Origin of the sequence: Micavibrio sp. TMED2 (assembly GCA_002168225.1) — a bacterium.
Classification (GTDB): domain Bacteria; phylum Pseudomonadota; class Alphaproteobacteria; order TMED2; family TMED2; genus TMED2.
The window spans coordinates 998,573-1,017,449 of the sequence record NHBH01000001.1 but is presented as its reverse complement, the minus strand read 5'-3'; the positions used below and the strand labels follow the sequence as shown (position 1 = coordinate 1,017,449).

Sequence of the window (18,877 nt, the reverse complement as noted above, 5' to 3'; positions counted from 1 at the left end):
CTCCTCCCAAGAGACGGTGTCCGTTCAACACCTGAAATTCACCTGCAGCCTGACCTGTTTTTTTATCCGCCCCGGTTATATTTCCGAGATCATAATGGTTCAGACTGGAACCCGGCGACCGATGACCGCCGGTAAAATCAGATACTACAGCAACTTACGGTTACGTAAACTCCCATAGCCCCATCATCATTAAAGGGTTTGGTGCCGCAATCAATCGGTTTTCTGCGCAAGACCGGGCAGAACTGAGTTGCAAATAATTCGCAACAAATATGGCGAGTAACAACCGGCAGCACAACCGCTGATAGCAAGCAATACTGCGGCTTAGCCGCTGGTTGGCTGGAAAGGGGGATAATTTCAACTGAGAAGAATCTGCGGGATCATAAAATCTAGACCTGATTCTGACGCCAAAACGCGGTATGATCAGCACCCGATGCTGACAGAATATTGGCATGGCAATGGAGAGCGCCACCAAAGCGTGGCACATGGGTAAGGCACGTTCCCGAAACCCGACACCCTTGCTGCTTGTTGACTTTGTTTGCTTAGAGGTCCTGCATCGTGTCTGGTGAGAATGCACAAGTTAAATGGTTCAATTCTGAAAAAGGCTTCGGTTTCGTAAAGATTGATGGCGCTGACCGGGATGCCTTTTTACATATCTCTGCGGTTCAACAGGCCGGAATTACATCGGTAAATCCGGATATGGAAATCCGCTGCCGACTCGGCAACGGACCAAAAGGACCGGTGGTAGAGGAAATCTACGAGGTGCTCAGCCATGGCACACCACAGGCTGGTGGCGGTTTCAACACCTCACCCGGCGGCAGACCGTCATTCGGCGGCGGTGGCAGCGGCGGCGGGCACCATCACCATGGCGGCTATGACAATCACGACCGTTATGATGGCGGCCCCAGTTCCTATGAAGAAGCCGAGGGCACCGATCTGGGCGGCACCGTCAAATGGTTCAACCCTGAAAAAGGCTTCGGCTTCATCGTTCCCGATGACGGGGAAAAAGACATCTTCGTGCACAAGAGCGTCTTGCGCCGTTGCGGCCTCGGTAGTCTCGAGCCGGGCCAGAAAGTCAGCATGAAAGTCGTACCGGCACCCAAGGGCCGGGAAGCCAACTGGATCGAAACCAGACTTTAATTTTCAAGACAAAGCGGCAGCAGCAGACCAAAGCTGGTGCCGAACCCCGGGCGGGTATCGATCCGCAACAGCGCGTTCAGATCCATGAGCATGCCCGCAATCTCAGTGAATGCGGCCTGTTGCCCTGCTTTACCGGCATTATCAGCGCCATTACCACCAAATGCGGCCTGTACCACCGCCGGTGACAAGCCATCGCCATGGCATGTTATCTCGATCAGCGCATATGGCTTGTTGAACCAGTATGGCTGACTCAAGGCACCGTAGAGGAACGCCATACTGTCCGGATCTGGCGTCTCGTGAACCCGCAATCCGTAGAATGGCCCGTTATTCAGCCGCACCGGAAAATAGCTGATCAGCGGATCAGCCTGTATTGCCTCAAGGGCGATTCTGATCGTGCCGAATGGGGTGCCAAGGCAGCTGCAACCTTCCCGCACAAGCAACTGACAGAGCCGGTTTATCTGTTCAAAACCCACAGCCGTCCGAAGCGCGGTTCCCTTTGCCGCAAGTGGCGTGTAGATGATGCCCGGCATCACCGCATCGTCATTGCCATTGTCACCGTCAGGACCGGCCCCTTCCTGTATGTCGCCGACAATACGGGGCATGGCGGTGGTGAGATCGCAGACAGACTGAATGATATCGTTGGGTCTGATCCGGTCGCAGTCATTATCATTGTCGGAAAAGGCAACGATCTGGGCCACGAACTCAGTTGCCCGCTGGGTGCTGCTGTAGATCGTGCTGGCAAATTGCTGTTCCTCGGACCCGGACGGCAAAGCCTCGGCGAGCATTGAGGAATAGCCCATGATCGGCGCCAGCATATTGTTGAAATCATGGGCGATACCGCTGGCCAGCATGTCAATGCCGTGACTGCGGCGGGAAGCAAACTCAACGGGTTTTACCGGCTCGGCTGCATCACGCGGCACCATCAGCGGTGCCGAATAGCCGATCATCCAGCCATCGGGCAACAGACGCAGACTGACCCGGTACCGGTTGGCGGTTCGCGTCTGCTCACCCGCGACGATGCCCGACCACTCATGCAGGCTGGACAACGCCGTTGCAATCTCGGCCCTGACCTGATCCGCGGCATGGTCGCCAAAAATCTCGGTATAATGCAGCCCGACGGCATGCTTGCGCGACGGCAGCCCGGCAATTTCAGCCTGAGGTGCATTCATATAGGCAACCCGGCCATCGGCATCGCACAGATAGACGCCGTCCGGGGTCATATCGAGGGCCCGGCGCAGACGCTGCGCTGGCCAGACATCCTGTCGATACCACAGGACAAAAACCAGCGCGCCAATCAGGAGGAGAGAACAGATCAGCCACATATCGGGTAACACGGGTAAAACAGAGCCAAAAAACATCCGGCCAAGTCTATCGCCGCAATTCCTAACGAGCCGTTAAGCCCTCAGTTGTCCCCAAAACGCCAAATCGGCAAAAACACCTGAAAACAAAGATTTTTTCTGACGGTTGCCGGTTGAACTTTCATCATTTTGCCACATATGCAGGTTATCAATTTCATGTGACCCGAAAATGCCCGCTGCAGCCCATTTGGCAGCCTGCCTCAGTTGAATATTTCTCAACTGAATTTGCAGCGATGCGCTATCGATTCACAGAAACCAATTGATTAACAGAAACCCATTTATTCACAGAAGAAGGACTTTAATGGAAAAGTATGCGGACCTGACGGCCCTCACCCTCGTCATTCTCGTTGCCCTCAGCTTTGGCCTGCTCATGACCCGGCTCCGACAACCGGCGATTGTCGGCTATATTCTGGCCGGTGTTGCCCTCGGACCGACCGGTTTCGGACTGGTCGAGGATACCGCCATTGTCCGCCTGCTCGCCGATCTGGGCGTTATCATGCTGCTGTTCGTCATCGGCATGGAGCTGTCGCTCCGCTCGTTCAAGAGCGTGCTCGGCGTCGCTGTTGGTACCGCCTGTCTGCAGATAACCCTGTCCCTGCTGGTCGCGGGCGGCTTTTCCTATCTCTTCGATCTCTCGATGAACCAGGCCATTCTCGCCGGCTTCATCATGTCGCTGTCGAGCACGGCGGTCGTCATCAAAATCCTTGAGGATGTGGGCGAGTTGCGCACCCAGCTTGGCCGGACCGCGGTCGGCGTACTGATCGCACAGGATCTGGCGGTTGTGCCGATGCTGCTGATTATCGGCGACCTCGGCCGCGGCGGGTTTGATCCGAGCATCCTGCTCAAACTCGGTGGCGCCGGTGTCACTCTCGGCATCGTCATCTGGTTCCTGTCACGGCGCGAGCGGGTCAGGCTGCCCTTCCTCGAGCAGATCACCGAGCGTGAGGACATGGCCCCGATTGCCGCTCTCGCCGCCTGTTTCGGCGTGGCAACCGCTAGTGGCCTGCTTGGCATGTCCGCTGCCTATGGTGCGTTTCTGGCCGGGCTGATCCTCGGCAACTCCAATGTGCGGGCACCGATCTGGAAATCGATCAAGCCGATTGAAACCTGTCTGCTGCTGGTCTTCTTCCTGTCCATCGGCCTGTTGATCGACCTGCCCTTCATTCAGGAGAACTGGCAACTGGTGCTCGGCTGCCTGATTGCTGCGACCTTGCTCAAGACCTTCATCAACATCCTGTCATTGCGCGCCATGGGTGAATGCTGGGGTAAATCCTTTGCCGCCGGTGCCCTGCTCGGACAGGTGGGTGAGTTCTCCTTCGTCCTCGCCGCCGCCGGGCTGAGTTCCGAGATCATCGATGAAAACGGCTATGCGCTGGCGATCTCGGTCATTGCCCTCAGCCTGCTGATCAGCCCGATCTGGAAGGGGTTGGTCCAGCGTACCCATGATCTGGCCGCCACCGGCGTGACCAATCTCCGGGTACTGACCGCGCTGATCTTCTGTGACGAGATCAACGCCATGTCGCGCTGCGTTTCCGCGGTCAAGGGCTGGGACCAGTCAAGCCTCGATAAGGATGGCAGTCTGGTTACATTGGCCAGACGCTTGCGAGTGATGCGGCAACGCGGGCATACCAACCTTGCCAGCGATGTGGAAACCGCTGAATAGGCCGCAAATCATCGCGTCTTATTCAGTTGCCCAATACGTCAGGTATACGTTACACTAGTTCCATAACAGTCGTCTTGGGGAAGTCAGCTGTTTGGCGGCAACTGCTGTCGAGGCAAATGTGGGGGTAAACATGGACAATATCCAGGCGCTGCTGCGTGGTGGATCATCGTCTCGGCCAACCGATCAAAACGGGGCCGCAGAAAACGGGCAGGAAGACCGGGCGGATATTCAGCTGCCCGGCATGATGTCCAATCACGACAGAGAGAAAATACACGCGCTGTTCAAACTGCAGTCGGAATATCTCGACCGCATGGACAGCCTGTTTTCCGATGAAAACGAGACATTGGCTGAACTGGACAACCGCCTGCTGGCGGCCCAGCAGCACCGTGACCAGTTGCGGATCATCACCGCCCTGAACGAACACAGCACCGATCTGGACGGCAAGCCGCGCAGTGCCTGGCGCGGCGGTCGCTTCGACCGCGAGCATATCGCGCACAACAACCCGCTGGGCCTGACCAGGGATCATCACTGGCAGGACTACAAAACCCCGCTGCATGGCCTCGTCTATGGTGGTGCGGAGCTGTTGAGCCTGACCTCACCGCCTTATCGGATGGCCATTCTCGACCTGCTGGTCCGGTTCTATCGGGCCAATCCGGGGCCTGAGCAACCCGGCGATGGCAACAATGACAACACGGACCAGAGCGTCGCCCTGCAACGCGCACGCAACGCCTGCCGCTATCTCGGCAATATCGCGGGCATCGTCGAATGGCAGCAGTTGTTCAAAATGTCATTGCAGGAGTTGGACGCAAGCGATCGCGGTCACCAGCTGGCCTGGCTGATTCAGGCCGTCAGCATCGAGCGTAATGGCGGGATCGATCCGTTCGAGACCCATACCAGCTTTTATCGCGTGGCGGGCGAAACCGTGAGTTCAGGCGTCAATATGAGCTATCTCGACTTACATTTCCGGGCATTGGCAGAGGTCCGGCTGCCGGAAATCGCCATGCTGTATGACGATCTGTAACCGATCGATCAGCGACGGCTGCGACGGTTGTATTTGACCTGCTCCGGCGTCAGCTGGAAACCGAGCAGGATGCTGTAATCGCGGGCATCGGCCCCTTCCACCGGCAGCGGGATCGTCTGCTCGAGGCTCTCAAGCGCACCGGCACGGAACACGCCCTCGGGAAACACAACCGGGGTCCGGAAAATCTGTTTGGCGATCACGATGCCAGCCGGGTCGAGAATGGTGACGAAGTAGTCGAAGCTGGTCTGGTTGCCGCTCAGCGCCGCACCGCGCTCCGCGCTCAGGGTCACATCGAAGGTTACATCGACCTCTTCATCGAAATACTCGCAACCACCACGGATATTCGACAGCGCTGCCCGCGCCACCACATCGGTCAGGTCAACCGCGCCCGGCTCGTTGAACACGGTGACATTGGCGGCATCATCGAGGATCGCCACCCGTGGACAGGCACGCGGATCATCATCGGCACTGGTACAGGCAGCCAGCACCATCAGCGCCACAAGCCCGGACATGAGCACATTGAGGGCACGAAATTGCCGAAAGATGCGGCGAGACTGGGACAGCATGACTATATCCGTTGTGCGATGAACCGGCTGATTGTCACCGGCAGACAGGGTGGTGCGGCGCACAGTAATCATATGTGCATGGCTGCGACAAGAACCCATCTGTTGACTTCTGCATTCATTCGCCAGTTTATCAGGCAGGGAAACACGAAAACCGAATGATCGATTATGAGAGAAACCCAGCACCTATCCGTACTTCTGGCCAATCCGCGCGGCTTCTGCGCGGGCGTTGACCGGGCCATTTCCATGGTCGAGAACGCGCTGGAGAAATATGGCGCGCCAATCTATGTCCGGCATCAGATCGTGCATAATCGCCATGTGGTCGAGCGCCTTGAGGGTCTTGGTGCGATCTTCGTCAAGGAACTCGATGAGGTCCCGAGCGGCGAACGGGTCATCTTCTCTGCCCACGGCGTTGCGAAATCGGTTCCGGAACAGGCTGAGCGCCTGAAGCTGATCAGCTTTGACGCCACCTGCCCGCTGGTGACCAAGGTGCACAAGAAGGCAGAGCACCTGATCAATCGCGGTTATCACATCCTGCTGGTCGGCCATGCCGGTCACCCGGAAGTGGTCGGCACCATGGGTCAGGTGCCACCCGGTCACATGACGCTGGTGGAAACCGCAGAGGATGTCGAGGCCCTGACCAACCTGCCCGCCGACCGGCAGCTGGCCTTTATCACCCAGACCACGCTCTCGGTTGATGATACCGCCAGCATCGTGACCGCCCTGCACAACCGCTTCCCGGATATTCTGGCCCCGAAATCAGAAGACATCTGCTACGCCACCACCAACCGGCAGCAGGCGATCAAGGCAATCGCGAAACGCGCCGATCTGGTGCTGGTGGTCGGAGCCGCCAATTCCTCCAACTCCAACCGGCTGGTTGAAACTGCCAAGGGATACGGCGCACCGGCAGCCTATCTCGTGGCCGATGTCAGCGCGATTGACTGGGCATGGCTTGATGGCGTCAAGACACTGGGCCTGACCGCCGGAGCCTCTGCACCTGAACATCTGGTACAGGAAATCATCGACAACCTGCGCCAGCGCTTCGATATTTCCATGACCGAAACCAGCGGCCCGCTTGAAGATGTGATCTTCAGACTGCCCCGCGAGCTCGAACGCATTCCCGCCTGATCTTTCGTGCCCTCTTCTGAGGTGCCGAAACAAGCTGACGGTTGACGCATCGCCGTGAACCCGGTACCAGCGAAGCCATGGCCGTATATACCGACGTAACAGATGAAGAGCTTGCCGCCTTTTTCGATCAATATGATCTGGGCGATGTGATCTCGTGCAAAGGCATCGCCGAGGGGGTTGAGAACTCCAACTACCTCGTGGTGACGGCTGCCGGTCCGCATATCCTGACCCTGTATGAAAAGCGCGTCCGGGAAGAGGACCTGCCCTTCTTTGTCGGCCTGATGGAGCACCTCGCGGCCAAGGGCTTTCCCTGTCCAACCCCGATTGCCGCTAAAGATGGCAAGAGCCTGCGTCGCCTTTGCGATCGTCCGGCGGCAGTTATTTCGTTTCTGCCCGGCATGTGGCCACGGCGGATTTTACCGCATCACTGCTCCGGCCTCGGCACGGCGCTGGCCCAGATGCACCTCGCAACCGAGGGGTTCGAGCTGACCCTGCCGAACAATTTCGGCCCGGTTGAGTGGAAACGCCTCGCCGATGCCTGTGCCGCCCGCGCGGATGAGGTACAGGACGGTCTGGCGCAGGACATTGCCGCAGAACTCGACTTCCTCGCCGAATGCTGGCCCACCGACCTGCCGCAGGGCGTCATTCACGGCGACCTGTTCCCGGACAATGTCTTCTTCCAGAAAGAAGAACTCTCCGGCTTCATCGACTTCTATTTCGCCTGCAATGACCAACTGGCCTATGACATTGCCATCTGTCTGAACGCCTGGTGCTTTGAACTTGACCTATCCTTCAATGTGACCAAGGCCCGGCGGTTCCTGCGCGAATACAACAAGGTCCGCCCCCTGACCAGACAGGAACTGGCGGCGATCCCGATACTGGCACGCGGCAGCGCCCTGCGCTTCCTGTTGACCCGCCTCTATGACTGGCTCAACCATCCGCCGGGCGCGATGGTGACCCCGAAAGACCCGCTCGAATACTGGCGCAAGATGAAGTTCCATCAGCAGGTGGACAGCCTCGCCGCCTATGGTCTCGAAACCGCAATGTCGGATTGAGCATCAGTGAGCGGAACACCGGCCAAAAACAGCGTTGAGATATTCACCGATGGTGCCTGCTCGGGCAATCCCGGCCCCGGCGGCTGGGGTGCCCTGTTGCGCAAGGGCGATGTGGAGAAAGAACTGCTCGGTGGTGATCCACAGACCACCAACAACCGCATGGAGCTGACCGCCGCTATCGAGGCACTGGCCGCCCTCACCCGCAACGGCGTTTCCGTCGACCTCTATACCGACAGCCAATATGTCCAGAAGGGCATGAATGAATGGCGGCACGGCTGGAAGGCGAAAGGCTGGCAGAAGAAGGGCAAGCCGATCCCCAATGCCGATCTGTGGGAGCGTCTCGATGCCCTCGACCGCCAGCATGATGTGCGCTGGCACTGGGTACGCGGCCATTCCGGCCACCCGGAAAACGAGCGGGTTGACCAGCTCGCCGTAACTGGTGCGCAGGAGGCAAAAACAAACGGCGCGCCGTTCAAGCGCGCCGTTGACTGATTGACTATCCGACAGCCGCCGATCAGGCCGCGACGGTTTCACCGCTCATGTGCTTGAGGATCGCTTCGGCGCTGGACACTTCGTAAGCACCCGGCTCTTCAACCGCGATATACTCGACAACGCCGTCCTTGATAACAGCGGCAAAGCGCTGGGAGCGGATGCCGAGGCCAAAGCCGCTGCCGTCCATTTCGAGGCCCATTGCCTTGATCAATTCAGCGTTACCATCGGGCAGCATGGTCACCCGACCGGCGGCACCGGAGGTATCTGACCAGTTTTTCATAACAAAAGGATCATTGACCGCGACGCAGGCAACCCCATCGATCCCCTTTTCCGCAAGCGCGTCGAGGTTCTTCAGATAGCTTGGCAGATGCTGGGCCGAACAGGTCGGGGTGAAGGCACCGGGCACACCGAACAGCACCATTTGCTTGCCAGCAAAAACATCAGTGGTTTCAATGGTATCAATACCTTCGTCGGTCAGAACGCGAAGGCTGACGGCGGGAATACGATCACCGGGTTGGATCATCTGTCAGTTCCTTGGAATAGCGTGGGAAATCATACGGAAAATGCAGCCTCACCATGGATGCGGGACTGCCCTTGCCGGTAAATCTAGTGCGTCATTCCCCCGCATACCAGCCCTAAGTCGGATCGGTGATGCTCAAAGCCCAATCTTTTCTTGTGGTAGCAATGTCACAAGTTAACGGGTAGCATTTACCGTGAGCGATGATCGAACGGGAGAACGGGTATGGGGCATGACAAGACCGGCAGTATGGGCGCAAGCCGCAATACCGGCCACTCACTTGCAGGCCAGTTCCTGATCGCCATGCCGAGCATGGGCGATCCACGCTTCGCCAAAACCGTCATTTATCTCTGTGTCCATGATACCGAAGGGGCCATGGGTCTCGTCATCAACAAGACGCTCGATACCCTGCAGTTCCCGGATATTCTCGATCAGCTCGGCATCACCAGCACCATCCACCTCGCCAACCAGCCGGTCCATGCCGGTGGTCCGGTCGAGACCGGTCGCGGGTTCCTGCTGCATTCCACCGATTTCAGGGTTGAGGATACGCAGGAGGTGGATGATGGCATCGCCCTGACCGCCACCGTCGACATTCTGCGTGCGCTGGCCGATGAGAGCGGGCCGGAAAACAGCCTGTTCGCCCTCGGCTACGCCGGTTGGGGTCCGGGACAGCTCGATATGGAAATTCAGGATAATGGCTGGCTCGTGGTACCGGCGGAGACCTCACTGATCTTCGATGCCGATAACGAGACCAAATGGGACCGGGCCATCGGCCTGCTCGGTTTCGATCCGTTCCGCCTCTCCGGCGAGGCCGGACACGCCTGATCGCTGACAAGCCAATGTTTTAGATAAAATCAGGGTCGCCAGTATGGATGCTGGCAGTATTGCCACCCGGTGCCCAGCGGCGGCGTGGCAGGCCATAGAGCACATGATCCTGCCATTCACCGGCGATCTTCAGGTAATCGCTGGCAACCCCCTCCTCGGCAAAACCGGCGCGCATCAGCAACCGGCGGCTGGCCTCGTTATGGGGCATGGTTGCCGCCTCGATCCGGTTCAGACCCAGATCGGTGAAGCCGAAATCAATGGCAGCGGCCAGCGCCTCGGCCATATAGCCCTGTCCGGTGAATTGCTGACCGAGCCAATAGCCGACCATACCGGCCTGCGCCACACCGCGACGGATATTGGTCATGGCGATGCCGCCGAGCAGCGCCGCATCCTCGGTCCGCCAGATCATCAGGTGATAGGACCGGTCGGCATTCCATTCCTGACACTGATAGCTGATCCGCCGGACAAAACCGGCCCGGCTCAGGGCATCATTGGGCCAGACAGGCTCCCAAGGCTCCAGAAACGCGCGGCTTTCCCGACGCAGATCGGCCCATTGCCGATAATCCTCGGGCTGGGGCGGGGCGAGCAATACCCGGTCCATGGCCACCACCGCACGCTGGCGCGGATCGGTTGGCGGTTTGGCCAACAGCCGCGCCGGGAGGCTCGACAGGGTACGCCAGACTGATGTTGCACCGGGTTTCCGATAATGCAGATCAGGCGGCGAGGCGAGCTTGGATCCGGTCATACTCCTCAAGCCCCTTCAGTTTACCAAGCGCCGTCACAGTCGGTCTGGACGACAGGATACGACGGCTGAGCGCCAGCAGCTCATCACGGCTGACCGCATCGACCTCGGCCATGATCGCATCCGGCAGGATCGGTTCGTCAAATGTCAGCATGTTGTTGGCCCAGTATTCCGCCCGCGCCATGCTGTTTTCCAGTGCCAGCATCTGCCCGGCCTGTGCCTGTGCCTTGGCGCGCTGGATTTCCTCTTCGGTCAAATCATGGCTGAGTTTCAGCAACTCGTCACAGACGACGCCGACCAGCTCTTCGATCTGATCCGGGCCGGTACCGGCATAGATCGAGAACAGGCTGCTGTCGATTGACGGATTGACGAAGCTGTAGACGGAATAGACCAGCCCGCGCTTCTCCCGCACTTCCTGAAACAACCGCGATGACATGCCGCCACCGAGCAGGTTGCTCAGCACGTTGCTGGCCTGAAACTGCGGGTCCTTCGGCCCGACGGAATCAAAGCCAAGCATGAAATGCAGCTGCTCGAGATCATCTTCCCGGCGCAGGTCGCCGCCGCGATAATCCGCCAGTGCCATGTCAAAGCCCTCGCGGTCCGGCAGATCGCCGAAACGCTCGCCGACCATATCGACAAAGGCTTCGTGATCCACGTCACCGGCCGCAGCGATAACCAGTCGTCCGGCGGCATAGTTGCGTGACAGGTAATCGCGCAAAGCATCGCGGCTGATCGAGCGCACGGTCTCGCGGCTGCCGAGGATCGGACGGCCAAGTGCCTGCCCCGGGTAGGCCTGCCCCTGAAACAGGTCATGGATCAGATCATCCGGCGTGTCCTCGGTCATGCCGATTTCCTGAATGATCACCTGCCGTTCGCGGTCAAGCTCGGTCGGATCAAGAGTCGGGGCCAGCAACAGATCGCTCAGCACATCCACGGCCAGCGGCAGATCGCCGGACAGCAGACGGACATAGAAGGCCGTGGTATCGCGGGTGGTGTACGCGTTCATCTGACCACCCACCGCCTCGATATCGCTGGCGATCTGGATGGCGGAACGGGTGGCCGTACCCTTGAACACCATATGCTCGAGCATATGGGCAGCACCATTGAGAAACTCAGGCTCATAGCGGGCGCCGGTGGCAACCCAGATGCCGACAGAGACCGTGCCCAGACCGGGCATGGCATCGGAAATCACCCGTACGCCATTAGCCAGGCGAGTGAGACGTACGGTTTCGGAAGGCTGTTCAGTAACAGGCTTTGATGTGGTGGCGGTCAACGACGGTAAATCCCAGCAGAAATAGTCCAGTTGTTCTTGTTATCAGGCCTTGGCCAGTGCCGCCCGGCTGCGGGCCGCAATATGAGCCTCGATTATTTTGAGATCATTGTCGAGTACCGTCATGCGCTCCTCGCGCTCATAGAGATCGGCCATATAGGGCGGCAGGTCTGGCCGGACGCCGATTGCCTGCTCCACCGCATCGGGGAACTTCGCCGGATGGGCACAGGCGAGCGAGACCAGCGGCATGTCGAGATCGGGCATGGCGTCCCGGAACTGTGCCGCCGCCGACAATGCTGCCGCCGTATGCGGATCGACCACATGGCCGGTTTTGCCATAGGTATCGCGGATCATTTCCAGCGTCGCCTCGTCACTGCTGCGATAGGCATGGAACAGCCCGGTTATAGCGGCCATCTGGTTATGATCGGTGGAATATGACCCAGTGGCCCGGAAATCGCCCATGACCTTGGCAACCGCAGTACCGTCACGGCCCATCATCTCGAACAGCAGCCGCTCAAAATTGCTGGAAACCTGAATGTCCATGGATGGGGAGAGGCTTGGCTCAACCCCGGCCAGACGCATTTCGCCATTCTCGAAATAACGGGTCAGAATATCGTTGCGGTTGGTGCCGATCACCAGTTTCTCGATCGGCAGGCCAAGCTGGCGGGCGACATAGCCCGCATAGATATTGCCGAAATTGCCGGTTGGCACACAGAACGCAACCGACCGGTCGGGCGCGCCAAGCCGCAGTGCGGTGCTGACGTAATAGACGGTCTGGGCGATGATCCGTGCCCAGTTGATCGAGTTCACCGCCGACAAGCCGACCTGATCCCGGAAGCCGGTGTCGGCAAACATCGACTTCACCAGATCCTGACAGTCATCGAACGTACCGCGCACCGCAATCGCGTGGATATGGGCACCGGGCACCGTGGTCATCTGGCGGCGCTGGACCTCTGACACCCGGCCTTCCGGGAACAGGATGAAGGTATCGACGCGGGACAGGTCACGGCAGGCCTCGATAGCGGCGGAGCCGGTATCGCCGGAAGTCGCCCCGACCACCGTCACCCGGCGGTTTTCAGCCTCAAGCACCCGATCGAAAAAGTGTCCGAGCAGTTGCAGCGCCACATCCTTGAACGCCAGCGTCGGCCCGTGGAACAGCTCCAGCATCCAGTCGCTGTCATCCATCTGGACCAGCGGCACCACCGCCTGATGCCGGAACCGGGCATAGGCGTCGGTAATATCCTTCTGCAGGTCGGCCTCGCTGATCGTATCGCCGACAAAACGGGCGAGCACGGCAGCGGCAATTTCGGCATAGGAGGCATTGGCCAGCGCCCGCAACTCCGACTTGTCAAAGGCAGGCCAGACTGCCGGGACATACAGCCCGCCATCACTGGCGAGACCGGTCAGCAGGGCTTCGGTAAAATTGAGCGATGGCGCACTGCCACGGGTGGAGATGTACTGCACGGGATGGTCCCAGCCTTGTTGTCGTTCTTGCCTGCTATGAGAGATAGCGGGTTCTGAGGTGGGTTTTAAAGGCTTCCGTGCTCAAGGTCGAGCCTGTGGCATCGGCAATGATGGTCATGGTGTCGGTTTCACTGCCGCGACCATGCACATGCTTGCGCAGCCATGCCAGCAGATTGCCGAATTCACCGCGCGCCAGATCATCGTCCAGACCCGGCAGATCGCGGCGGATCGCGGCAAACAGCTGGGCCGCGGTCAGCGCACCGAGGGTATAGGTCGGGAAGTAGCCGAAAGCCCCGTCAGGCCAGTGAATATCCTGCAGACAACCAACCCCGTCATTCGGCGGGGTGATGCCGAGCAGTTCCTGCATGCCCTCTGCCCATGCACCGGGCAGGTCGGCAATCGCCAGATCACCGGCGATCATGGCACGCTCAAGCCGATAGCGCAGGATCACATGGGCCGGATAGGTCACCTCATCGGCATCAACGCGGATAAAGCCCGGCGCGACCCGTGTGTAATGGTAGTGCAACGTCTCAGCTGACCAGTTACCGGCATCGCCACCGAAGCTCTCACGTACCAGTGGTGCCAGAAACTGCATGAAACCCTCACTGCGGCAGGCCTGCATTTCCATGAGCAGCGACTGGCTTTCATGCATGGTCATGCCACGGGCATTGCCGACCGGCTGACGGATCAGATCATCCGGCAAACCAGCCTCATAGAGGGCGTGGCCGGTCTCGTGCATCACGCCCATCAGGGCACTGGTGAAATCGGCCTCGTTATAGCGGGTGGTGATGCGGATATCATGCGGCCCGGCCCCGCCACAGAACGGGTGGGTCGAGACATCGAGACGACCACGGTTGAAATCAAACCCGGCTGCTGCCATCAGCTTGCGCCCCAGCGCCTCCTGTGCTGCCACCGGATATGGCCCGGTTGGGCGGGCCGGCACGTCCTGACGCGCCTGATGCTCCTGTACCTCAGCCAGAAAACCGGGCAGAAAACCGGTCAGATCATCGAACAGCGCGTCGATAACCGCCGGTTTCAAACCCGGATCATAGGTATCGAGCATGGCCTCATAGGCAGAACAGCCAAGGGCTGCCGCCTTTGCCTCGGCCTGCTGGATCGTCAGGTTCAGTACCTCTTCCAGCGCCGGACGCAGCATCTCGAAATTCGCTTGCTGGCGCGCTTCCCGCCAGAGCATTTCCGAGCGGGTACAGGCCCGGCTATGGGCCTCGACCAGCGCCTGCGGTACGGCAGTCGCATGGGCATGGAGGCGCTGCATCTCGTGCAGATTGGCGCGCTGCTGTGGGCTCAAGCCGGTTTTGGCAGCATCCGCCTCGGCCAGCCAGTCGCCAACCTTCGGATCGGTAATCATGCCATGGGCAATACCGCCAAGGGTGGCCGCCTGATTACCGCGATCGGTTGACGAGCCGGTAGGCATCATCACCGCCCGGTCCCAGCCGAGCAAACCCAGCGCCTGCTCCACATCGGCAATACGGGCAAACTGGTCTTCAAGCGCGAGATAGGCGGTGTCGGTCATGGAGGTGATTACCTGAAAAGCAGAGGAAGGAAACTAGTCAGAAGCAGTATCGCCCGTCTCACGGCGGCCCCGGCTGAGACCATAGGCACCGAAAACGCCGAGCAGCACCAGTGCGAGGCTGTACCAGGTCAGGGCATATTGCAAATGCTGGTTACGTAAGTTGAGGGCTGGTATCTGCGGCACGGGTGGTGCGCCATCGGGCCCACCCAGACGGGCAAAAACCACGGCGGGTTCGAGCGTGCCGATATCCAGCGCGGTTGCAATCGCCGGAATGTCGATCCAGTACCAGCGCGCCTCGTCCGGCTCGTTATCCGGCACCATCGGCCCCTGCTCGAAATCATTGCGCAGAATGCCGTCTATCGTGACGGTAGAGGCTGGCTCATCAGCGCGGCAAGTCGCCTCGCGCCAGCACAGCGGCACCCAGCCGCGATTGACCAGCACCATCCGCCCGTCATCAAGGGCAAGTACCTGCAGCAGCCATTCGCCGAGCTCGCGATTATGGGTCTTGGCCGGTACGAACTGTTCCGTCGCCGCCAACCAGTAGCCGGTCAGCGCAACCGCCCGGTGATTGAACTCGGGCGCTTCCGGATGCTCGGGCATAGCGATCGGATCGGCACTGCTGCGCGCCTGAATGGTTTCGATCAGGTTGTTCTTCCAGGCGAGGCGCTGCACCTGCCATGTGCCAAGGCCGATCAACACAGTCAGGGCCAGCAGGGTCAGAATGGAAACCGGCCAGCCGGGCCGAAATCTGGCAGGGGTGGTCTTGTCAGACGGTACGCTGGTCATCATCGCTTGCGGATTCTTCATGGGTCGGTAGCTGCCAGTCGCTGCCGGTTGCCCGTGAGCGGTACTGGACACCGATCATCAGACCAAAGGCCGGGCGCAACATGGCAAAGGTTGCACCAAGTATAACGCAGCCCCAGAGCAAAGCGTTCACCCAAAGCGGAATTGTTATATAGGCATTGGCGATCAGCGCGATCGGGGTAATGACAGCGCAGAGGATAAACAGCACGAAAAATGCCGGTCCATCCCCGCTGTCATGCTTGCCGAGTTCAAAACCGCAAACGTCACAGACCTCCCGAACCTTCAGGAAACCGTCGAAGATCTTGCCTTCACCGCATTGTGGGCACCGGCATTTGAGACCGGCGACCCACCAGACAGGTTCGGTAGTCATGTGCTTCACGTACTTTCGGGCAGTCCGGTAAAGGCGCGGACCTTATGCGCCCCACCAGTAGATTGAGACGAAGAGGAACAGCCAGACCACGTCAACGAAGTGCCAATACCAGGCCGCTGCCTCGAAACCGAAATGGCTGTCGGCAGTGAAATGGCCCTTGTTGGCGCGCCACAGGCAGACCGCGAGGAAGATGGTACCGACCATGACGTGGAAGCCGTGGAAACCGGTCGCCATGAAGAAGTTGGAGGCAAACACGCCATCGGTGAAGCCGAAATGAACGTGGCTGTACTCATACATCTGAAAGCCGGTGAAGATGGCACCGAGCAGAACCGTCAGTGCCAGACCGGTTTTCATGTCCTTGACGTTGCCTTCCATGATCGCATGGTGCGCCCAGGTAACCGTGCAGCCGGACAGCAGCAGGATCAGGGTCAGCATCAGCGGCAGATCGAACGGATCAACCGTTTGGATGCCGTTTGGCGGCCAGACACCGCCAACCGCCTCGGTCGGGAACAGGCTGGCATTGAAATAGGACCAGAAGAACGCGACGAAGAACATCACCTCGGAGGCAATGAACAGCAGCATGCCATAGCGCATGCCGATCTTGACGATCACGGTATGGGCCTTCTCGACCACCGCTTCCTTGATGACATCACGCCACCAGCCGAACATGCAGCCAAGCACGCAGAGGAAGCCGAGGATCAGCAGCGGAAAGCTGCCGGTGTGCATATAGATAACCGCGCCAACCGCCATCAGACCGGCGGCGAACGAGCTCAACAGTGGCCAGATGCTCGGGTTGACGATGTGGTATGGATGGCCGGGACCATTCTCGACGATTTCATATACCGGATCAGCCATTTGCTTGTTCCCTACTTGTACCTTTGTCCGGTTGTACCGGCCCAACGTTAAAAATCAAAAAACCTTATTCGGCTGCACCGCCGACATGTTCGCCAACCATGGCGCCCTTGGCTTTGCTAACTTCATAGAACCCGTCAACCTTGTCCTGCAAGTCATCCTCGTCATCTGCCTCGAAAAAGGTATAGGACAGGGTGATTGTCTCCACGTCGTTCATCTTGCGATCCTCAAGGATCGACGGATCGACAAAGAACAGTACCGGCATGTCGACATTCTCACCGGCAGCGAGCGTCTGCTTGTTGAAACAGAAGCACTGAACCTTGTGGAAATACTTGCCCGCCTTGAGCGGGGTGACGTTATAGACCGCCATACCGGTTACCGACCGTGCCGTGCGGTTCTCTGCCGAGTAGTAAGCCATTGCCGAGCGACCGATTTCGACCTTGATCTCGGTCTGCTCCGGCTTAAAATTCCAGGGCAGATGCGGATCGGTATCGGCATTGAACCTGACCTTGATGGTCCGCCCGGTGGCGGCATCCTCATCCAGAACCGCATCGGAAACCTGCGTCGTACCACCAAAGCCGGTGACACTGCAGAACAGGTTGTAAAGCGGCACAGCGGCAAAGGAGACACTGACCATCACCGCAACACAGGTCAGGCAAATCGCCATGACCCGGCGGTTTTTGGCCGCCAGTCCATCCCGGTCAAACGGCTGTGGCTGAGGCTCCTGGCTATCAGGGGTCGGGGTGTGCTGCTCAGTCATCATGCTGCTCCCCCACGGCTTTCGCGGTTTCCTGATTGATCAGGGCTGCGGCCTCGACAGCGCGCTCCATCTCACGGCGCTTCGCTCCCTCATCCATGCGGATGATGGTGATGAAATAGAACATGGCGCAGACCACAACCAGCAGGGCAAGGATGGCCCAGTTGCGCTTGCGCCGGCCAGCAACCCAGTCTCCATCAAACGGGCGGTCGGCCTTGGTCTGACCAAGGGTTTCCGCCGTGGACGGGTAATCATTGGTCTGATTGTTGGTGGTGTTTTTATCGCTCTCGCTCATGCCATCACCCGATCAGCATATTTGGTGGCAGCATCAGCCCGTAACCGAGCGCGGCAACAACGCGGTCGAGGATCAGGGCGGCAAAGATCAGGAACAGGTGCATGATCGAAAACAGGAACATTTTCTTGGCCGCGCGATAGCCGGTCGCCTGCCCATCAACCCGCCAGACCCGCAGTGCATGACCGAGGAACATCAAGCCCAGAACCGTGGTTGCGGCACCATAGACCAGCCCAACATGGCCGAGGAAGACAGGCGCCAGCGAGATCGGCAGCAATAAAGCGGTATAGAGCACCATCTGACGCTTGGTTTCCGCCTCTCCGGCAACCACTGGCAGCATGGGGATATTCACGCTGGCATAGTCATCGCGCTTGAACAGGGCGAGTGCCCAGAAATGTGGCGGCGTCCAGAAGAAGATGATGCAGAACAGCGCCAGCGAGGTCAGAGAGACATCGCCGGTAACGGCAGCCCAGCCGATCATCGGCGGGAAGGCACCGGCAGCACCACCGATGACAATATTTTGCGGCGTCCGGCGTTTGAGCCAGACGGTATAGATCAGGATGTAGAAGGCCGAGGCACCGGCGAGCAGCGATGCCGCCATCCAGTTGACCGCCAACCCCATGATCATGACCGAGAACACAGTCAGGATCAGCCCATAGGCGAGCACGGTATCAGCATCGATCCGGCCCTGCGGGATCGGGCGCTTGGCTGTGCGAGACATGACCGCATCAATATCGCGGTCGTACCACATGTTAATGGCACCGGCGGCACCGGCGGCAATGGCGATGCACAGCACCGCAACCGCGCCCAGAAACGGATGGATCGACCCCGGTGCGGCCAGCAGACCGGCGAAACCGGTGAACACCACAAGCGACATCACCCGTGGCTTCAGCACGGTGATGAAGTCATGCAGTGATGCTACAGGCGGCATACCCTTGTTCGGGTCGGATGCCGCCTGATAACTGCCGGTTTGTTGCAGACTGAGGTCAGTCATAGCCGTTCTAATATTCCAATCGGTACCGGTATCGAGACC

Annotated in this window: 20 protein-coding genes; 7 read left to right on the top strand and 13 right to left on the bottom strand. The window is 59.1% G+C overall.

Annotated elements, in window-relative coordinates; all coding sequences use genetic code 11:
• The first annotated feature begins 552 nt into the window (after nt 1–552).
• A complete protein-coding gene (locus CBB62_04860) occupies nt 553–1,137 on the top strand; it encodes a hypothetical protein (protein ID OUT41658.1) in 585 nt (194 codons plus the stop codon).
• Here CBB62_04860 and CBB62_04855 read toward each other — a convergent pair.
• The gene (locus tag CBB62_04855) at nt 1,134–2,495 is read right to left on the bottom strand and encodes a hypothetical protein (protein OUT41657.1); all 1,362 of its coding nucleotides are present in this window, start codon (nt 2,493–2,495) and stop codon (nt 1,134–1,136) included. The two genes, CBB62_04860 and CBB62_04855, sit on opposite strands and share 4 nt — an antisense overlap.
• A gap of 301 nt (nt 2,496–2,796) precedes the next feature.
• On the opposite strand from CBB62_04855, the gene CBB62_04850 reads away from it, so the two are divergent.
• Together CBB62_04850 and CBB62_04845 are read left to right on the top strand one after the other, a co-directional pair.
• Nucleotides 2,797–4,158, top strand: coding sequence for a hypothetical protein (locus CBB62_04850; GenBank protein OUT41656.1), 1,362 nt, complete (start codon nt 2,797–2,799; stop codon nt 4,156–4,158).
• A gap of 130 nt (nt 4,159–4,288) precedes the next feature.
• Nucleotides 4,289–5,179, top strand: coding sequence for a hypothetical protein (locus CBB62_04845; protein ID OUT41655.1), 891 nt, complete (start codon nt 4,289–4,291; stop codon nt 5,177–5,179).
• 8 nt (nt 5,180–5,187) lie between these two features.
• Here CBB62_04845 and CBB62_04840 read toward each other — a convergent pair whose 3' ends face one another.
• A complete protein-coding gene (locus CBB62_04840; protein ID OUT41654.1) occupies nt 5,188–5,817 on the bottom strand; it encodes a hypothetical protein in 630 nt (209 codons plus the stop codon).
• Between the two features lie 93 nt (nt 5,818–5,910).
• Here CBB62_04840 and CBB62_04835 point away from each other — a divergent pair, with 93 nt between their 5' ends.
• The 3 genes from CBB62_04835 (at nt 5,911) to CBB62_04825 (ending at nt 8,417) form a co-directional block, all read left to right on the top strand.
• Nucleotides 5,911–6,870 (top strand): 4-hydroxy-3-methylbut-2-enyl diphosphate reductase, encoded by a 960-nt coding sequence (locus CBB62_04835; GenBank protein ID OUT41653.1) that lies wholly within the window; start codon nt 5,911–5,913, stop codon nt 6,868–6,870.
• Between the two features lie 77 nt (nt 6,871–6,947).
• Nucleotides 6,948–7,925, top strand: coding sequence for a homoserine kinase (locus tag CBB62_04830; GenBank protein ID OUT42650.1), 978 nt, complete (start codon nt 6,948–6,950; stop codon nt 7,923–7,925).
• Between the two features lie 6 nt (nt 7,926–7,931).
• The gene (locus tag CBB62_04825; GenBank protein ID OUT41652.1) at nt 7,932–8,417 is read left to right on the top strand and encodes a ribonuclease HI; all 486 of its coding nucleotides are present in this window, start codon (nt 7,932–7,934) and stop codon (nt 8,415–8,417) included.
• Between the two features lie 22 nt (nt 8,418–8,439).
• Here CBB62_04825 and CBB62_04820 read toward each other — a convergent pair whose 3' ends face one another.
• The gene (locus CBB62_04820; protein OUT41651.1) at nt 8,440–8,940 is read right to left on the bottom strand and encodes a peroxiredoxin; all 501 of its coding nucleotides are present in this window, start codon (nt 8,938–8,940) and stop codon (nt 8,440–8,442) included.
• A 243-nt stretch (nt 8,941–9,183) separates the two neighbouring features.
• On the opposite strand from CBB62_04820, the gene CBB62_04815 reads away from it, so the two are divergent.
• Nucleotides 9,184–9,759 carry a hypothetical protein gene (locus tag CBB62_04815; GenBank protein OUT42649.1) on the top strand — a complete coding sequence of 192 codons (576 nt, stop codon included), beginning with the start codon at nt 9,184–9,186 and terminating at the stop codon, nt 9,757–9,759.
• A 19-nt stretch (nt 9,760–9,778) separates the two neighbouring features.
• Here CBB62_04815 and CBB62_04810 read toward each other — a convergent pair whose 3' ends face one another.
• The 10 genes from CBB62_04810 to CBB62_04765 form a co-directional block, all read right to left on the bottom strand.
• Nucleotides 9,779–10,360, bottom strand: a complete 582-nt coding sequence (locus CBB62_04810) for a hypothetical protein (protein OUT42648.1) — start codon at nt 10,358–10,360, stop codon at nt 9,779–9,781.
• Nucleotides 10,361–10,472: 112 nt separating this feature from the next.
• Nucleotides 10,473–11,678, bottom strand: coding sequence for a peptidase M16 (locus tag CBB62_04805; protein OUT42647.1), 1,206 nt, complete (start codon nt 11,676–11,678; stop codon nt 10,473–10,475).
• 138 nt (nt 11,679–11,816) lie between these two features.
• Entirely contained in the window at nt 11,817–13,235 is a 1,419-nt protein-coding gene (locus CBB62_04800) for a threonine synthase (GenBank protein OUT41650.1), read from the bottom strand.
• A 34-nt stretch (nt 13,236–13,269) separates the two neighbouring features.
• A complete protein-coding gene (locus tag CBB62_04795; GenBank protein ID OUT41649.1) occupies nt 13,270–14,769 on the bottom strand; it encodes a carboxypeptidase M32 in 1,500 nt (499 codons plus the stop codon).
• 33 nt (nt 14,770–14,802) lie between these two features.
• The gene (locus CBB62_04790; protein ID OUT41648.1) at nt 14,803–15,576 is read right to left on the bottom strand and encodes a hypothetical protein; all 774 of its coding nucleotides are present in this window, start codon (nt 15,574–15,576) and stop codon (nt 14,803–14,805) included.
• Nucleotides 15,536–15,943 carry a hypothetical protein gene (locus tag CBB62_04785; protein OUT41647.1) on the bottom strand — a complete coding sequence of 136 codons (408 nt, stop codon included), beginning with the start codon at nt 15,941–15,943 and terminating at the stop codon, nt 15,536–15,538. The genes CBB62_04790 and CBB62_04785 overlap by 41 nt, the downstream gene beginning before the upstream one ends.
• Before the next feature lie 42 nt (nt 15,944–15,985).
• Entirely contained in the window at nt 15,986–16,798 is an 813-nt protein-coding gene (locus CBB62_04780; GenBank protein ID OUT41646.1) for a cytochrome c oxidase subunit 3, read from the bottom strand.
• Nucleotides 16,799–16,862: 64 nt separating this feature from the next.
• A complete protein-coding gene (locus tag CBB62_04775; protein ID OUT42646.1) occupies nt 16,863–17,555 on the bottom strand; it encodes a cytochrome c oxidase assembly protein in 693 nt (230 codons plus the stop codon).
• Nucleotides 17,548–17,847 (bottom strand): hypothetical protein, encoded by a 300-nt coding sequence (locus CBB62_04770; protein ID OUT41645.1) that lies wholly within the window; start codon nt 17,845–17,847, stop codon nt 17,548–17,550. The genes CBB62_04775 and CBB62_04770 overlap by 8 nt, the downstream gene beginning before the upstream one ends.
• Nucleotides 17,848–17,851: 4 nt before the next feature.
• Nucleotides 17,852–18,838 carry a protoheme IX farnesyltransferase gene (locus CBB62_04765; protein ID OUT41644.1) on the bottom strand — a complete coding sequence of 329 codons (987 nt, stop codon included), beginning with the start codon at nt 18,836–18,838 and terminating at the stop codon, nt 17,852–17,854.
• Between the last annotated feature and the right edge of the window lie 39 nt (nt 18,839–18,877).

Bases quoted from the DNA above. Each gene is read 5' to 3' on its own strand.
- CBB62_04830 (OUT42650.1), top strand. From the start codon at position 6,948: ATGGCCGTATATACCGACGTAACAGATGAAGAGCTTGCCGCCTTTTTC.
- CBB62_04810 (OUT42648.1), bottom strand. From the start codon at position 10,360: ATGGACCGGGTATTGCTCGCCCCGCCCCAGCCCGAGGATTATCGGCAA.
- CBB62_04835 (OUT41653.1), top strand. From the start codon at position 5,911: ATGAGAGAAACCCAGCACCTATCCGTACTTCTGGCCAATCCGCGCGGC.
- CBB62_04850 (OUT41656.1), top strand. From the start codon at position 2,797: ATGGAAAAGTATGCGGACCTGACGGCCCTCACCCTCGTCATTCTCGTT.
- CBB62_04815 (OUT42649.1), top strand. From the start codon at position 9,184: ATGGGCGCAAGCCGCAATACCGGCCACTCACTTGCAGGCCAGTTCCTG.
- CBB62_04855 (OUT41657.1), bottom strand. From the start codon at position 2,495: ATGTTTTTTGGCTCTGTTTTACCCGTGTTACCCGATATGTGGCTGATC.
- CBB62_04795 (OUT41649.1), bottom strand. From the start codon at position 14,769: ATGACCGACACCGCCTATCTCGCGCTTGAAGACCAGTTTGCCCGTATT.
- CBB62_04840 (OUT41654.1), bottom strand. From the start codon at position 5,817: ATGATTACTGTGCGCCGCACCACCCTGTCTGCCGGTGACAATCAGCCG.
- CBB62_04770 (OUT41645.1), bottom strand. From the start codon at position 17,847: ATGAGCGAGAGCGATAAAAACACCACCAACAATCAGACCAATGATTAC.
- CBB62_04805 (OUT42647.1), bottom strand. From the start codon at position 11,678: ATGCCCGGTCTGGGCACGGTCTCTGTCGGCATCTGGGTTGCCACCGGC.
- CBB62_04790 (OUT41648.1), bottom strand. From the start codon at position 15,576: ATGAAGAATCCGCAAGCGATGATGACCAGCGTACCGTCTGACAAGACC.
- CBB62_04820 (OUT41651.1), bottom strand. From the start codon at position 8,940: ATGATCCAACCCGGTGATCGTATTCCCGCCGTCAGCCTTCGCGTTCTG.
- CBB62_04845 (OUT41655.1), top strand. From the start codon at position 4,289: ATGGACAATATCCAGGCGCTGCTGCGTGGTGGATCATCGTCTCGGCCA.
- CBB62_04765 (OUT41644.1), bottom strand. From the start codon at position 18,838: ATGACTGACCTCAGTCTGCAACAAACCGGCAGTTATCAGGCGGCATCC.
- CBB62_04785 (OUT41647.1), bottom strand. From the start codon at position 15,943: ATGACTACCGAACCTGTCTGGTGGGTCGCCGGTCTCAAATGCCGGTGC.
- CBB62_04775 (OUT42646.1), bottom strand. From the start codon at position 17,555: ATGACTGAGCAGCACACCCCGACCCCTGATAGCCAGGAGCCTCAGCCA.
- CBB62_04780 (OUT41646.1), bottom strand. From the start codon at position 16,798: ATGGCTGATCCGGTATATGAAATCGTCGAGAATGGTCCCGGCCATCCA.